Here is a 16,019-nt window from a genome sequence, read left to right as displayed (position 1 = left end):
GAATGGCGAGATTACAAGGGGGTGAATCTGCATGAGKGTTGCGTTGCTGCTTTTTTCCAGGACAACGAGCAATTGACCCACTGGGTCAATAATCAGGCGCTGTCTGACCCGCTCACCTGCCTGGGAGATGGGCATGATGGCATCTGGAATATTTATACCCAAATTGGCCCCTCGACCCAAAGACGGGAGATCTTGGATTGGTATCACCTGGTTGAGAATTTGGGCAAGGTTGGAGGGTCACAGCAACGCTTAGGGGCGGTAGAAGCTTGCTTGTGGCAGGGCGATATCGAGGGGGCAATCGCCCAGTTTGACGATTGGAAACACGAGCGGGTTTCGACTTTCATTGGCTACCTCAGTAAGCATCGACAGCGGATTGTCAACTACGGCTATTATCAAGCCGAAGGCATCTCCATTGGTTCTGGTGCGATTGAATCGACGGTCAAACAAATCGGGCAGCGCATCAAGATATCGGGAGCACAGTGGGAAAAGGACAACGTACCACAGGTACTCAAGCAGCGCTGTGCTTACCTGAATGGTCAATTCTCAAAATGAGTCTTACAAAACTGGGATGCACTCGAGTCGGTCGCCCCTGGCTGGTCTTCTGCCCTGGCTCAACAGATTGCAGACACCTGCTTTCAGGAGAATGGCGGCGAAAGATATGGTCGAGGCTATCACTGGATCAGCCCTGACCTGGAGCAGGCTAACCTGACGGACTGCCACCGGCAGTTGCTGGAACGGTTTCAGGTCAAGGCCAATCTGGTTGTGCCGGTTTTGGTGAATCAACAGCTTTGGGGGTTGCTGGTGGCCCACCATTGTCGAGGCTCCCACCATTGGCTGGGGTCTGATGTGAGCTTGATGGACCAGATTGCTGTGCAGCTTGCGATCGCCATTCACCAGCGAGAATTGCATGACCAGGTGGGGGAAGAACTGCGCGATCGGCAACGGACGCAACAGCAAATCGCTTTCCAGGCTTCCCTGCTGGAACAGGTTTGTCATGGGGTGATTGCAACGGATATGACCGGGCAGGTGATTTACTGGAATCACTATGCCGAGCAGCTCTATCAGTGGACTGCAGCCGAAGCTCTGGGACGCAGAATTATGGAGTTGCTCGTCCCGCAGGACTGCTATCCCAAAGCTATGGAGATTTTCCGGGGTTTACAAACTCAGGGGGACTGGGAGGGGGAATTTACTTTTTGTCGCAAGGATGGGACCATCCTGCCGGTTTATCTGGCCAACAGTCTGATTCGTGATCAGGAGGGGGTTGTCCTGGGATATGTAGGCGTCAGCACGGATATTATGGAACGCAAACAGGACGAGCTCCATCGTCAACGCCAGGGGGAATTGCTGGCGGGGCAACGGCGAGTGCTGGAGTTGCTGGTCCAAGATGCCCCCCTGGCTGAAATCCTGACGGTGTTGCTGCAAACCATCGAAGCCCAGGTCGAGGGAATGCTGGCCTCGGTGTTGCTGCTGCGGGGAGAGCATCTGTACCATGGTGCGTCCCCCAGTTTACCCCCAGCTTACAGCCAGGCCATTGATGGTGTCGAGATCGGACCCCAGGTTGGTTCCTGTGGAACGGCAGCCTATCGGGGAGAACCGGTGGTGGTGGTGGATATTGCGACGGATGTGCTCTGGCAGAACTATCGGGATCTGGCCCTGCAATATGGCCTGCGGGCCTGCTGGTCCCTTCCCATTCGGGCCAAATCTGGCGAAATTCTGGGCACTTTTGCCCTGTACTACCGGCAGCCTTGTGCCCCCACCCTCAACATTTGGGAACTGGTGGGTGGCATGGTGAACCTGGCTGGCTTAGCGATCGAACGCAAACGGACGGAAACAGCCTTGCGCCAGAGTGAAAGTAAACAGCGCGCTTTGATTGATGCCCTGCCGGACTTCATTCTCCGGATGACGGGGGAAGGCACGTATCTGGATCTGTTTCCCCCGAAAGGATTCCATGCCTTGGGGGGATCGGAACTGCTCGGCAGAAACATCTATGAGAGTGCGTTACCTCCTGAACTGATTGATCTGCGGATGATGCATATTCGGCAGGCGTTGCAAACGGAGAGGGTGCAGATCTATGAACAGCAGGTTGATGTGGATCAGGAACATCGGACAGAAGAGGTCCGAGTTTCCGTTTGCGGGGAGAACGAGGTTCTGGTTATTGTGCGAGATATTACGGATCGCAAACAGGCGGAAGCAGATCTCCAGAGTCTGGTGGAAGGGGCTGCTGCGGTGGTTGGGGAGAACTTTTTCCCGGCTCTGGCCCAGTATATTGCAACGGCACTGGGGGTGCGCTATGTCGTTATAGCCTGTCGCCAGGGGGACAGTTATGCAACCTCTACCTTCTGGGCTGATGGTCAACTGCGTCCCAATCTCACCCTGTCCCTGGAAGAGGGTCCCTGTGCGCTGACATCCGAGCAGGGGCTCTACTATTGTCCGAGCCATGTGCAAGAACAGTTTCCTCACCATGGCCCTCTGGCGGATTTGGCGGCGGAATCCTACGTTGGTGTTTCCCTGATCAATGCTCAGCGGGAGTGGATCGGGAATTTATGCATCCTGGATGATAAGCCCCTGATGCATCCACAACGGGCGATCGCCATGCTGCAGGTGTTTGCAGCCCGAGCTACAGCAGAACTGGAACGCCAGGCTGCCCTAGAGGCTCTCCAGCAGTTGAACCAGGATCTGGAGAGCAGGGTGGCCCAACGGACGGTGGAGTTGCAACAGGCTAACCTGCAGTTGCAACTGGCTATCCGTTCTGGGGGGTTTGGCATCTGGAAGTATGACATCCTCCAGGATGTGCTGCATTGGGATCACCGGATGCATCAACTGTATGGCACCAGCCCCGAGCATTTTCCAGGAACTTATATGGCCTGGCTCAACTGCATCCATCCCGACGACCAGGCCGCAGCTGAGCTGGCAGGTCAGCAGGCTGCTCGCGGTGACAAAGACTATGACACAGAGTTCCGGGTGATTCATCCCCAGGGAGAGATCCGGTTTATCAAAGCCTATGGCATTGTCCAGCGAGATGCCCAGGGCGTTCCCCTGGTGGTGACGGGCGTTAACTTTGATATCACCCATCTGAAGCAGGCGGAAGCCCAGACCCAAACAGCGAACCAACAGCTCATCCGGGCCAATGAGGAACTGGCCCGGGCGACTCGTCTGAAGGACGAGTTTCTCGCCAATATGAGTCATGAATTACGGACTCCCCTGAATGCCATCCTGGGGATGGCCGAAGGGCTACAGGATACCGTCTTCGGATCTCTGACGGCGGGGCAGAATAAGGCGATCGCCACGATTGAAAGAAGTGGAAAACATCTACTGGAGCTGATTAACGATATTCTTGACTTATCTAAAATCGAAGCGGGCAAACTGGAACTGGAGTTTACGGATACGTCCGTTCAAAGCCTCTGTGAAACCAGTTTAACCTTTGTGAAACAGGTTGCTTTCAAAAAACAAATCCAGCTTACCCAGCACATTGACTCCTCGATCGAAACGATTTACGTTGACGATCGTCGCATCCGTCAGGTCTTGATCAATTTGCTCAGAAATGCGGTCAAGTTCACGCCGGAGGGGGGGAGCGTCGCGCTTCGGTTCAGAGCAGAAGTTCCAGAATCTGGACCGCTGGCAACCCCAGCTTTGGCTGGGCCGTCTTCCCCGGTGCTCCTCTATTTTGAGGTGGAAGACAATGGGATTGGGATAGCTCCGGAGTATCAAGATAAGCTTTTTCAGCCTTTTATGCAGATTGACAGCAGCCTCAGTCGGCAATATTCTGGCACCGGATTGGGGTTAGCCCTGGTCCAACGTATTGTCGCATTACATGGTGGGCAGGTTCAACTCAGGAGTCAGCTAGGGGAGGGAAGTTGCTTTACGCTCATCCTGCCTTACCTTGAGAGCCAGGCCAGTGCTGCCCGATCGCCCGAATTGCCTCCCACCCCTCTGGTAGAACAGCCCCTGTCGGCGCTAGCGGTCGATCATGCGCCGCTCATTTTACTGGCTGAGGATAATGAGGCCAATGTGGAAATGATTCAGGGCTATCTGGAAAATGTGGGTTATCGGTTCATCCTGGCCAGGAATGGGGTAGAGGCGATCGCTGCGGTCAAGGCCGAAAAACCAGATTTGATCCTCATGGATATTCAGATGCCGGAGATGGATGGCCTGGAAGCAATTCGCCACATTCGCACGGAGATGGCCTTGGGGCAGCTTCCCATCATTGCCCTGACAGCCCTGGCGATGGTGGGCGATCGGGAAAACTGTCTGGCGGCAGGGGCAAACTGCTATCTGCCGAAACCAGTGCGATTGAAGCAACTGGCTCAGGAGATCCAGCAACTGTTGCTGCAGGTAAAGTCTTAACGCAGAAAAGGGCACAGTTGATTGTGCCCTTCAAAGGTCAGGAAAGTGTTGTTAAACCATCGAGAACTAGGCTGATTGGCTTGGCTTGCGTCGGGTGAGAGCTAGACCTCCGAGGCCCATCAGACCCAGAACAATAGAAGGTTCTGGAACGGATTGGGGCGGAACACCCTTGAGGACAATTTCGTAGTTCCCATTGTGGGACTTCTGATCGCCTAACTCGAACAGACCTGAGGGGGTTGCAGAGAAGCTGTACCCGTACCCGATCTGACCGTTGTAGTTGTATTTGAAGACTTCGCTAATCTGAACCGCTTGCCCCTTTTTGTCTGCGGTCCGGAAGCTTTCTGCAATGGCCCAGATGGTCGGACTCAGGACAACATCTCTGGCATCCAGATGCCCAGCCAACCCAATCGTGATGTCTCCAGTTTGGTCGTCCTGGTTAACGTAGGAGAAGTTGGGGTCGCTAAAGCGCTGGAGGCCACCCGCCTCAACAAACAGGGTGTAAAGGGATTTGTTGATAATGGGAACGACAAAGTCTGCATTTTGGGTATAGCCATTGGCAGCCAGAGCTGCACTCAGCCAGGTTTTCCCAAAGTTATTGGTGTTCCAATCAGCAAAGGTGAGGCTGCTGAGGGTGATGGGCAAGCCGCCGATCGTGCCCTGCAGGGTGGTTTCCTGATTGTAAGCAGCAAACTGAGCTGGAGTGAGGGCTTCGCTGTTGGCGAACACCTCTACGTTTCCAGTGGGACTGGTGGCGTCTCCACCCAACACCTTTTGCAGGTTAGCCGGGGTGTTGGGCACTACAAAGGTGTTTACATTGTTGGCATCGTAGGTCAAATAATCTGAGGGAGCAGTGCCACCGATGGAAGGATTCGTCAGGGTGCCAGCGAAGGCAGGAGCACCGACGAGAGCACTGATACTAAAAGCCAAAGAGGCTGCAGCCAAAAACTTTTTAGTCATCGATGTTAAGGTGTTGTACTTTCCACTTCTCCTTAATCTACTCTTTCCCTGAAGAGAATTGGGTAAAGTTAAGATTGGCTTTCTCCATGAGAATGTAAAAAGCCTGTGAAGTCTGCGTAGGGTTGCGACATTTTAAGCTTCCTTACACTGAGAAATTTAGTCTGAAGAAATCTCGATTGTCAATCCCCTCCCTCTTGTTCGAGGAACTGGCGACCGGCTGCCCGGTGACCGCATTACAATTGATGTAAACTGATGTTTCAGCCCTGTTACTCTGCTCGGCATCGCTCATGCAGCCCACTGACGATAGTAAATTCACCGCTAAAGCCTGGGAAGCGATCGTAAAATCCCAGGATGTCGCCCGTCGCTACCGCCAGCAGCAGTTGGAGGTGGAGCACCTGATGATCGCGCTGCTGGAACAGGAGGGTCTGGCGAAGGAGATCCTGGAGCGATCTGGGGTAGAGATGGCTCGCTTCGTGCAGCAACTGATGGATTTTACCCAGCGACAACCTCGGGTCTCCGATGGAGCCCAGCTTTATCTGGGGCGGAGCCTGGATGCCATGCTGGATCGAACCGATGCCCTGCGCCAATCCTGGCAGGATCAATTTATCTCGATCGAGCACATACTGCTGGCTTTTACGGAGGACGATCGGTTAGGTCGCCGCCTCTGTCGCAATGTGAATCTAGACAGTCGCCAGTTGGAAACCGCAGCGAAGGCTCTCCGAGGCAGCCAGAAAGTGACGGACCAGAATCCGGAGTCTCGTTATGGGGCGCTGGAAAAGTATGGGCGTGACCTGACCGAACAGGCCCGGGCTGGGAAGCTGGACCCGGTGATCGGTCGGGATGAGGAAATTCGCCGTGTGGTGCAGGTGTTGTCTCGTCGCACTAAGAACAACCCGGTGCTGATTGGGGAACCGGGAGTGGGGAAGACGGCGATCGCGGAAGGACTGGCCCAGCGGATCATCAATGGGGATGTGCCGGAATCTCTAAAGAAGCGACAGCTCATTTCCCTGGATATGGGTAGCCTGATTGCTGGAGCCAAGTACCGGGGTGAGTTTGAAGACCGCCTGCGGGCTGTGCTGAAGGAAGTGATCAGTGCCGAAGGCAAGATTGTCCTCTTTATTGATGAATTGCATACCGTCGTGGGCGCTGGTGCGACCCAGGGCACCATGGATGCAGGGAATCTGCTTAAGCCCATGCTGGCCAGGGGGGAGCTGCGTTGCATCGGGGCCACCACCCTGGATGAGTACCGGAAACATATTGAGAAAGATGCAGCCCTGGAACGGCGTTTCCAGCAGGTCTTTGTCGATCAGCCCAGCGTCGATGACACCATCTCCATCCTGCGGGGCCTGAAGGAACGCTATGAAGTCCACCATGGGGTGACGATTACCGATTCGGCCCTGGTAGCCGCCGCAACCCTGTCTTCCCGCTATATTGCCGATCGGTTTCTGCCCGACAAGGCGATCGACCTGGTGGATGAAGCTGCCGCCAAACTGAAAATGGAGATTACCTCCAAGCCGGTAGATCTGGAGCAGATTGAACGTCGCCTCACCCAGCTCAAGATCGAGGAGCAATCCCTGGAAAAAGAGCGTCAGGGGTTGGGGCTGACCCGCCTCAGTTACGGCTCGAAAGAGCGGCTGGAGCGAGTACAGCAGTCGATCGCCGAACTGGAACCCCGCCAACAAGAGCTGGAGTCCCAGTGGCAGGCTGAAAAAGCCTTGCTGGATGCCATCAACGGATTGAAAAAGGAAGAAGACCAGCTCAAGTTACAGATTGAACGGGCCGAGCGAGAAGCCGATTTAGAAAAGGCGGCAGAACTGCAATTTGGTCGCTTACCCCTCTTACAACGGGAACGGGAGAGCCAGGAAGCCCAACTTCTGGAAATGCAGTCCAAAGGAGCAACCCTGCTGCGGGAGCAGGTCACCGAAGCGGACATTGCCGAAATTGTGGCCAAGTGGACGGGCATCCCCGTCAACCGGCTGCTGGAGTCGGAGCGACAGAAGTTGCTGCAACTGGAGGTGCATCTGCATCAGCGGGTGATCGGGCAGACAGAGGCCGTGGAGGCGGTGGCAGCGGCAATTCGTCGGGCCAGGGCAGGCATGAAAGACCCAGGCCGACCGATCGGTTCCTTCCTGTTCATGGGGCCGACCGGTGTCGGCAAAACGGAGCTCGCCCGTGCCCTGGCCCAGTCCCTGTTTGATATGGAAGATGCCATGGTCCGAATTGATATGTCGGAGTACATGGAAAAGCATTCCGTCTCCCGCCTGGTGGGGGCACCACCGGGATATGTGGGCTATGAAGAGGGTGGCCAACTGTCGGAAGCGATCCGTCGCCATCCCTACTCTGTGCTGTTGTTGGATGAGGTGGAGAAAGCCCACCCAGATGTGTTCAACATTCTCCTGCAAGTGCTGGACGACGGTCGAATTACGGATTCCCAGGGCCGGATGGTTGATTTCCGCAACACGGTTATTGTCATGACCAGTAACATTGGGAGCGACCACATTCTCGATGTTGCTGGGGACGATTCCCAGTACGAGGTGATGCGACGGCGGGTCCTGGATGCCCTGCGATCGCACTTCCGCCCAGAATTTCTCAATCGGGTAGACGACATCATCCTATTCCATGCCCTCACCCGAGATGAACTACGCCAGATTGTCGGCATCCAGCTCATCCGTCTGGAGCGCCTGCTGCAAGACCAGAAGATTGCCCTGGAAATGACCCCTGCCGCCCAGAGCTATATCGCTGAAGTCGGCTACGACCCGGTCTACGGAGCCCGCCCCCTGAAGCGAGCCATCCAGAAAGAGTTAGAGAACCCGATCGCCACCAAACTCTTGCAAAATGCCTTTCTGGAAGGCGATACGATCGTCATCGATCGGAGTGACTCCGGCCTCAGTTTCACCAAGAAAGCGATCGCCAATGTGGCCGTACCCTAGATCAGGTTCGGTAATCCGTAGTCTAGGAGGGTGGGCACTGCCCCTCCCACTGGGGTGAATGTCAGAAACGATCGCCCTACAATAGGCACAATCCCATACTCCCAACCCATCTCTCCCCCACGTAAAGACGGGATTGATCGCGTCTCCGGCCTCTCCTGTAGAGACGTGATCAATCTGTAGAGACGTGATCAATCACGCCTCTATGCATCGGATCCACACACCTTGTAACACATCGAGCTAAACCACACCTATGGCAACCGTTCTTGAACAGGGCAATATCAGTATCCATACTGAAAATATCTTCCCCATCATCAAAAAATGGCTCTATTCGGATCACGAGATTTTCCTGAGAGAGCTGATTTCCAATGCGGTTGATGCGATTCAAAAGCTCAAAATGGTCTCCCACTCTGGGGAATTTTCCGGTGATTTGGGAGAACCAGAGATTCAGATCCACATCGACCCTGAGAAAAAGACCCTCGCCATTACCGACAACGGCATCGGCATGACTGGGGAAGAAGTGAAGAAGTACATCAACCAGGTCGCCTTCTCCAGTGCAGAAGAATTCGTGGAAAAGTATAAAAATGCCGCCGACCAGCAGATCATCGGGCATTTTGGTTTGGGCTTTTACTCCTCCTTTATGGTGGCTCAGCGAGTTGAAATCGATACCCTCTCCTACCAGCAGGGAGCCCAGGCGGTGCACTGGTCCTGCGATGGCTCCACCGAATTCACCCTGGAAGACTCCGATCGCACCCAGCGCGGTACCACCATCACCCTGACCCTGATGGAGGAGGAGCAGGAGTACCTGGAACCCAGCCGGATTAAGCAACTGGTTCGCACCTACTGCGACTTCATGCCCGTGTCCATCAAACTGGATGGGGAACAGGTTAACCGGCAAAAAGCCCCCTGGAAAGAGTCCCCCAGCAATCTGACCAAAGAAGACTACCTGGAGTTCTACCGCTACCTGTATCCCTTCCAGGAAGATCCCCTGCTCTGGGTCCACCTGAATACGGACTATCCCTTCATCATCAACGGTATCCTCTACTTCCCTAAATTGAAGCCGGATGTAGATGTGACCAAAGGTCAGATCAAACTCTTCTGCAACCAGGTTTTTGTTAGTGACAACTGTGAGGAAGTCATTCCTAAATTCCTGCTGCCCCTACGGGGGGTGATCGACAGCGTGGACATTCCCCTCAACGTCTCCCGCAGCTTCCTGCAAAACGATCGCACCGTGCGCCGGATCGCTGACCATATTGCCAAAAAAGTGGCCGATCGGTTGAAGGAACTGTACCGGGACGATCGAGACCAGTACATCCATTGCTGGCAGGATCTGGGGACGTTTATCAAGTTTGGCTCCCTGAACGATGACAAGTTCAAGAAGCAGGTGGAAGAGATTCTGATCTACCGGACCACGGCTCAACTGAATCAGGCTCAGCCGGATACCCCTGCCGTAGAGGTACAGTCTCCGGAGGGGGATGCCTGGCAGGAAGTTACACCCAAGGCTAAAGGCGAGGGACCGTCCTATACCACCCTGAAGGAATACCTGGAGCGGAATCGAGAACGCCATGAAAACCGGGTTTTCTATGCCACGGATGCGGTAACCCAGGCTACCTATATTGAGCTGCACAAAAATCAGGGGCTGGAAGTCCTGTTCATGGACTCTTTCATTGATAGTCACTTTGTCACGTTCCTGGAGCGGGAACATACTGAGGTGCGGTTTTCCAGGGTAGATTCTGACATTGATGACACCCTGATCGAAAAAGATAAAGCAGCCGAAATTGTGGATCCGAAAACAAATCAGACCCGCAGTGAACAGATCAAAGCCCTGTTTGAGAAAGCCCTGAACAAGCCGAAAGTCACGATTCGCACCGAAGCCCTCAAGGGTGATGATCCTCAGAGTACGCCCCCTGCGATGGTGTTGTTGCCGGAGGCTCTGCGACGGCTGCGGGAAATGACCGCTCTGCTGCAGCAGCAAACGGTCGAATTCCCAGAGGAGCATATTCTGCTGGTGAATACAGCCCATCCCCTGATCCAGAACCTGGTTAATCTCAGTCAAGGGGCGATTATTCAGGAGGGGGGGCAGTCTGCGGCTGGGGATATGGCAGCCCTGATCTGTAACCAGGTCTATGATCTGGCCCTGATGTCCCAGAAGGGGTTTGATGCCGATGGGATGAAAGGATTCGTCGATCGGTCTACCCAGGTGTTAACTCGCCTGACGCAACACACGGGTCAATAATATAACCCCTGCAGAGACCTGGCCTGCCAGGTCTCTGCCACGCCTAACATTATCGTTGCGGTTCGGCCTGCAAATCCATAATGAGCTGGGCTAATTCATCCACACTGGCCCTGTAAACCTGATTGCAGAAATGACAGGTGGCTTCAGCCCCACCGTCCTTTTCAATCATGTCCTGGAGTTCCACTTCCCCCAGCATTTTGAGTGCCCCTAACATGCGATTGGGAGAGCAACTGCAGTGGAATTGCACCATTTGTACCTCTGGGAGGATCTGTAACCCCATGTCCCCCATCAGATCCTGAAAGATTTCTGGAAGAGTTTTGCCTGCCTGCAGCAAGGGGGTAAACCCGGATAGGGCTGCAACTCGTGTTTCCAGGGTTTCCACCAGAGCTTCATCTCGCGCTGCTTTGGGTAAGACCTGGATCAGTAACCCACCTGCTGCCGTGACCCCTGTGGCATCGACAAAGACACCTAAAACCAGTGCTGAGGGAGTCTGCTCAGAACTGACCAGATAATGGGCCACATCATCTCCGATTTCCCCGGATACTAATTCTACTGTGCTGGAGTAGGGATACCCATAGCCCACATCGCGCACGACATACATGAAACCTTCCGTCCCCACAGCCCTCCCTACATCCAGTTTGCCCCTGGCATTCGGTGGTAACTCTACCTGGGGATTATCGACATAGCCGCGAACCGTACCGTCCAGACCAGCGTCAGCCAGAATTCCACCCAGAGGGCCATTCCCATTAATTCGGATATTGACACGCGAGCCAGGGCGCTTCATGTTAGAAGCCAGTAATAACCCGGCAGACAGGGTGCGTCCCAGCGCAGCGGTCGCCACATAAGAGAGCTGGTGCCGTTTTCTGGCCTCTTCTGCCAGACGAGTTGTGATCACGCCAACTGCCCGGATCCCACCATCCGCAGCGGTGGCTCGAATGAGCTGATCAGCCATGGAAACCCTTACATTTCTTAACGTATGATTCTATTGTAAGGTTTGACCCCCCCGTCTTTGGCGATGAGTCGCGATGTCTCTTTGCATCTGAATTTGTCTGCCATACTGGGGAAACAGACCTGTCCCTGATTCATATCAAAACTGCTGCCATGTTAGGAATTTTTCAGCAGAGCAATTTACGGATTGAACTCACCGCTTCAGAGGCCGCGATCGCAGATAGCCTCACCCGTCCAGCTCAACTGCGCCGCTGGCTATGGCCTCAGCGTTTGGCTGAGGGGTTGCCAGAACGGTTGACCCCCGGATTAACCTACACCAGTTGGCTGGGGCCTGTCACCATTCACCATCGGATTGAGCAATTGGATTCCCATCGTCTGCGGCTGCTGCTCAGCCATGGGATTGATGGCTACCATGAGTGGTCCTGGGGGGAAGGCTGGGTCCAATCTCGCTTGGAGGGGGTGACGGTCCTGCCCCTGAACCTGGGTCAGACCCTGAGCCTGCTGCAACTACGACAGTTTTTGACCCATAGAAAATAGGAGCGAGCAATCAGAAGGTCGTCATCTTCTGGCTCCTCATCTTCTGGCTCCTCATCCTGCTTGATTGGTCAATCCAGCAGCCCCTAACCCTGGGTAACTCCTGCGGGAGCAGGCCCCCTGGAAACGGTGGGTTCCTTGGAGCCAATCTCCCGGAGCAGTTTCTCCACTCGATCGAGCTCGTTGAGCTTACCCTGCTCTTTGTAGAGGTCTCTGGCTTTTTTCAAGAAAGAGACGGCCTCTTCTGGTTTGCCATCCAGCCAAAGCGCCTGACCCAGATTGGCCAAGGCTTCCGAGTAAGTATTGTTAATCTGAACAGCCTGCCGAAAAGACGCGATCGCCTCAGTCATCCGATTCTGGATGGCGTAGGTGGTTCCCAGAGCGTTGTGGGCCACGGCATAGTTTGGGTTCAGGGCGATCGCCTTCTGATACTCCACGATCGCCGCCTCCAAACGCTTTTGACGATAGAGGGTGTTGCCCAACTTATAGTAAATCACCGCATCATTGGGATACTCTTCCAGAATTTTCCGAAATACCGCCTCTGCCTGGGTGAATTGGCCAGACTGATACGCATCATTGCCCATCCGCAGCAACATGGCTCGGTTAGTCACGCGCTCAGAGGTAGGGTCGGGTAACTGAGCCTGAGTGGTCAGGGGTGGTAAACCCAGGCCCAGCAGCAGTCCCAGGACAATCCCAAATCGTTTCAGGTTTCCGCTCATCTTAATTGTCTTCCTCCTCTCATCAGCGCGCATCGTCGCCTTAAGTTCCCTCACGTAATCGGTCCAGAACGCCCCGATCTTCCAGGGTGGAGGTGTCACCGGAGATTTCTTCCCCAGCAGCCAGCCCTCGCAAAAGGCGTCTCATAATCTTACCGGAGCGGGTTTTGGGCAGGGCATCGGCAAAGCGAATCTCTCCAGGTCGAGCGATCGCCCCGATTTCCTTCACCACATGCTGTTTCAGCTCCTTGCCTAGGGCCTCAGTAGGGGAAAAACTCCCTTCCAGTGTGACGAAGGCGACGATATCCTGCCCCTTTAACTCGTCTGGCTTACCAACGACTGCTGCTTCTGCCACTGCCGGGTGAGACACCAGAGCTGATTCAATTTCCATTGTGCCCAAACGGTGTCCAGCGACGTTAATCACATCATCGACCCGACCCATGATCCAAAAGTAGCCGTCTTCATCCCGACGGGCTCCATCTCCAGCAAAGTAGGTGTAATGACCATCCTTAGGTGGAATGTGTTCCCAGTAGGTGCGGCGGAAGCGATCGGGATCTCCATATACGGTGCGCATCATCCCTGGCCAGGGATAGCGCACCGCCAGATAACCCCCTTCATTATTCCCAACGGTATCCCCATCCAGGTCTACCACATCGGCCAGAATGCCGGGGAAAGGACAGGTGGCGGATCCAGGTTTGGTGGGAATGGCCCCTGGCAGCGGCGTGATCAGGATACCCCCGGTTTCGGTCTGCCACCAGGTATCGACGATCGGACAGCGTTCTCCCCCAATCACCCGGTGATACCACATCCAGGCTTCCGGGTTAATGGGCTCACCCACCGTGCCTAGCAGGCGTAGGGAAGAGAGGTCACGGGCCTTGGGCAGATCCTCGCCCATTTTGATGAAGGTGCGGATGGCGGTAGGAGCCGTATAAAAAATGGTGACTTTGTGCTTCTCAATCACATCCCAGAAGCAACCTGGATTAGAAGGGCGGGGGGCACCTTCGTACATTAAACTGGTGGCTCCGTTAGAGAGGGGACCATAAACAATGTAGCTATGACCGGTAATCCAGCCCACGTCAGCGGTACACCAGTACACATCCGTCGCTTGCAGATCAAAGATCCACTGGGTGGTGATGTGGGTGTACAGGTTGTACCCACCTGTGGTGTGGACCACCCCTTTCGGTTTACCCGTGCTGCCAGAGGTATAGAGGATGAACAGGACATCCTCACTGTCCATGGGTTCTGCTGGACAATCGGCTGACAGAGTGGGTTCTAGCTCATGCCACCAGACATCTCGATCGGCCTGCATCTCGGTGGCTTGCTGGGTGCGCTGCACCACCAGCACCTTCTCAACGCTGGCGGTGGCTGGATCAGCCAGGGCTTTGTTGACCTGCTCCTTCAGGGGCACGATCGCATCCTTGCGCCAGCCGCCGTCAGCGGTAACCACCAGTTTGACTTTGCCATCCACCATCCGATCGCGCAGAGCTTCGGCACTGAACCCCCCAAAGACTACGGTATGGATCGCACCGATGCGGGCACAGGCCAGCATCGCGATCGCCGCTTCCGGAATCATGGGCATGTAAATGCCGACCCGATCGCCTTTGTGGATGCCCAGTTGTTTCAGCCCATTCGCAAACCGGCATACTTCTTCATGCAGTTGAGCGTAGGTAAAGGTGCGAGAATCTCCCGGTTCTCCTTCCCAGATCAGGGCGGCTTTATCCCGGCGTTCGGGGGTTAAATGGCGATCCAGGCAATTGTAGGAGATGTTGATTTTGCCGTTGACAAACCATTTTGCGAAGGGGGGTTGCCAGTCTAAAACGGTATCCCACTTCTGGAACCAGTGAAGTTCTTGCTCGGCCAGTTCTGCCCAAAATGCCTCCGGATTCGCCTTAGCCTTGTCATAAAGCTTTTGATAGTCTTCCAGGCTTTTAATGTGGGCCTGCTGGGAAAAGTCAGCAGGCGGTTGGAACAGACGGGCTTCATGCAGGACGGACTCGATCGTAGGCTCAGACATAGTGACTTTGGTATCTAAAATTACTGTTTTTTAAAGAGTCATCCTTGTGACCCTTTAAAAACAATACCGTTTTCCAAAACCACAGCTATTCTGATTTACATAATTCGTTAACGGGTGTTGTTGGACCAAGGGGCCTCTATTCAGACTTGATCTGCTCCAAAATTTTCAGATCTTCAAACAAATCTCTGGCCCGCTGCAGGTGCATCTCACTCTCCTGGTTTCGACCCTGGCGTTGCAGGGCCATCCCTAAGTTGAAATGGGCTTCAGCAAATAGGGGATTGAGTTGAACGGCCTGGCGATAGCTGGCGATCGCCTCGGCCAGATTTCCCTGGCTATCCAAAACATGGCCTAGCCCATAATGGGCCTCAGGGGATTTGGGGTTGAGGTTGAGCGCTTTTTGATAGGCTGAGATTGCAGCCGCAACTTTGCTTTGTATCCTGTAGATCTCTCCCAGAGATCGATAAGCTTTCTCATGTTGCGGATTTAAGCGAATTGTTTCTAGAAAGGTGGCGACTGCTCGATCCAACTCCCCCTCTTCCTTAAAAATTAAGCCCAGATTGTAATAACTCTCTCCATCCTGAGGATTCAACCGCACGGCCCTGGTATAGGCCCGCACAGCTCCCAATAAATTTCCTTGCTGCTTCAGGGATGCCCCCAAACTGACCCAAGTTTCGGAGTCCTGGGGATTCATCCGCACCACAGCCATGAAAGCAGAGACTGCCTCGTAGGGATTGCCCCGTTTGAGGAGAACCTGCCCCAGATTACGGTAGGCCCTGATATCTTGAGGATTGAGTTGAATGGCATGCCGGAAAACCTTAATGGCCTCCACGAGGCTGCCTTGTTCCTTCAGGGCGACGCCCAGATTGTTGTAAGCCTTGGCATTATTGGGCTGTAACAGAACTGCTTTCTGGTAAGTTGCGATCGCCTCAGATAAGGCTCCCTGCCGCTGCAGGGCGGCTCCCAGATTGTTGTAGGCTTCAGCGTCATCGGGGCTGAGGGCAATCACCTTCTGGTAGGCGGCGATCGCCTCTGGATACTGACCCAAGCGGTACAGGGTCAAGCCCAGGTTGCTGTAGGCAATGGTACTCTGGGGATTGAGCTCGATGGCCAGTTGGAAAGCCTTTTCAGCTCGCGCCAAATCTCCCTGCTGATAAGCGGTAACGCCCCTATCGATACAGGTGTCCACAACCGTAGTTTGCAGGAAGTCACTACGGACAGGTTCCTCATCAGGCATTTCAGCCTGGACAGAGGAGTCATGCATGGGTGAGTTCTAAATTAAATGGGAAATTGAGTGGGATTGAATTGCCAGATCGAAGCCACCCTATGGCTTATCTGCTATCTTA

Annotated in this window: 9 protein-coding genes and 1 pseudogene; 5 read left to right on the top strand and 5 right to left on the bottom strand. The window is 54.4% G+C overall.

The genetic code is table 11. The features are described from left to right. A pseudogene (locus tag BST81_RS25620) lies at positions 1-552 on the top strand (ISKra4 family transposase); the annotation flags it as partial. Between the two features lie 54 nt (positions 553-606). Beyond that, positions 607-4,344, top strand: coding sequence for a GAF domain-containing protein (locus tag BST81_RS25615; protein WP_363080892.1), 3,738 nt, complete (start codon positions 607-609; stop codon positions 4,342-4,344). A 66-nt stretch (positions 4,345-4,410) separates the two neighbouring features. On the opposite strand, the gene BST81_RS25610 is transcribed toward BST81_RS25615, so the two are convergent. Further along, on the bottom strand, positions 4,411-5,301 hold the full coding sequence (locus BST81_RS25610; RefSeq protein ID WP_075601348.1) for an NF038130 family PEP-CTERM protein: 891 nt from the start codon (positions 5,299-5,301) through the stop codon (positions 4,411-4,413). Positions 5,302-5,588: 287 nt separating this feature from the next. Between BST81_RS25610 and clpB the strand changes: the two genes are divergently transcribed. Then, positions 5,589-8,231 (top strand): ATP-dependent chaperone ClpB, encoded by a 2,643-nt coding sequence (gene clpB, locus BST81_RS25605; protein ID WP_075601347.1) that lies wholly within the window; start codon positions 5,589-5,591, stop codon positions 8,229-8,231. A gap of 250 nt (positions 8,232-8,481) precedes the next feature. After that, positions 8,482-10,464: a molecular chaperone HtpG gene (gene htpG, locus BST81_RS25600; protein WP_075601346.1), complete on the top strand. Its 1,983-nt coding sequence runs from the start codon at positions 8,482-8,484 to the stop codon at positions 10,462-10,464. A gap of 49 nt (positions 10,465-10,513) precedes the next feature. Here htpG and hslO read toward each other — a convergent pair whose 3' ends face one another. Then, entirely contained in the window at positions 10,514-11,416 is a 903-nt protein-coding gene (hslO, locus tag BST81_RS25595) for an Hsp33 family molecular chaperone HslO (protein ID WP_075601345.1), read from the bottom strand. A 149-nt stretch (positions 11,417-11,565) separates the two neighbouring features. Here hslO and BST81_RS25590 point away from each other — a divergent pair, with 149 nt between their 5' ends. After that, the gene (locus tag BST81_RS25590; protein ID WP_075601344.1) at positions 11,566-11,949 is read left to right on the top strand and encodes a hypothetical protein; all 384 of its coding nucleotides are present in this window, start codon (positions 11,566-11,568) and stop codon (positions 11,947-11,949) included. A gap of 83 nt (positions 11,950-12,032) precedes the next feature. Here BST81_RS25590 and BST81_RS25585 read toward each other — a convergent pair whose 3' ends face one another. The 3 genes from BST81_RS25585 to BST81_RS25575 all read right to left on the bottom strand — a co-directional run bounded on the left by BST81_RS25585 (position 12,033) and on the right by BST81_RS25575 (position 15,937). Continuing rightward, complete coding sequence (locus BST81_RS25585; protein ID WP_075601343.1) at positions 12,033-12,665, bottom strand: tetratricopeptide repeat protein; 633 nt, start codon at positions 12,663-12,665, stop codon at positions 12,033-12,035. Positions 12,666-12,705: 40 nt separating this feature from the next. Further along, positions 12,706-14,676 carry an acetate--CoA ligase gene (acs, locus tag BST81_RS25580; RefSeq protein WP_075601342.1) on the bottom strand — a complete coding sequence of 657 codons (1,971 nt, stop codon included), beginning with the start codon at positions 14,674-14,676 and terminating at the stop codon, positions 12,706-12,708. A gap of 136 nt (positions 14,677-14,812) precedes the next feature. Then, on the bottom strand, positions 14,813-15,937 hold the full coding sequence (locus BST81_RS25575) for a tetratricopeptide repeat protein (RefSeq protein ID WP_075601341.1): 1,125 nt from the start codon (positions 15,935-15,937) through the stop codon (positions 14,813-14,815). Positions 15,938-16,019: the final 82 nt, after the last annotated feature.

It is taken from the genome of Leptolyngbya sp. 'hensonii' (assembly GCF_001939115.1).
Taxonomy (GTDB): domain Bacteria; phylum Cyanobacteriota; class Cyanobacteriia.
The sequence above is the reverse complement of the archived record's forward strand: the minus strand, read 5'-3'. Positions and strand labels throughout refer to the sequence as shown.

Excerpts from the sequence above, each read along its gene's own strand:
- BST81_RS25610 (WP_075601348.1), bottom strand. The coding sequence starts at position 5,301 with ATGACTAAAAAGTTTTTGGCTGCAGCCTCTTTGGCTTTTAGTATCAGT.
- clpB (WP_075601347.1), top strand. The coding sequence starts at position 5,589 with ATGCAGCCCACTGACGATAGTAAATTCACCGCTAAAGCCTGGGAAGCG.
- htpG (WP_075601346.1), top strand. The coding sequence starts at position 8,482 with ATGGCAACCGTTCTTGAACAGGGCAATATCAGTATCCATACTGAAAAT.
- hslO (WP_075601345.1), bottom strand. The coding sequence starts at position 11,416 with ATGGCTGATCAGCTCATTCGAGCCACCGCTGCGGATGGTGGGATCCGG.
- BST81_RS25590 (WP_075601344.1), top strand. The coding sequence starts at position 11,566 with ATGTTAGGAATTTTTCAGCAGAGCAATTTACGGATTGAACTCACCGCT.
- BST81_RS25585 (WP_075601343.1), bottom strand. The coding sequence starts at position 12,665 with ATGAGCGGAAACCTGAAACGATTTGGGATTGTCCTGGGACTGCTGCTG.
- acs (WP_075601342.1), bottom strand. The coding sequence starts at position 14,676 with ATGTCTGAGCCTACGATCGAGTCCGTCCTGCATGAAGCCCGTCTGTTC.
- BST81_RS25575 (WP_075601341.1), bottom strand. The coding sequence starts at position 15,937 with ATGCATGACTCCTCTGTCCAGGCTGAAATGCCTGATGAGGAACCTGTC.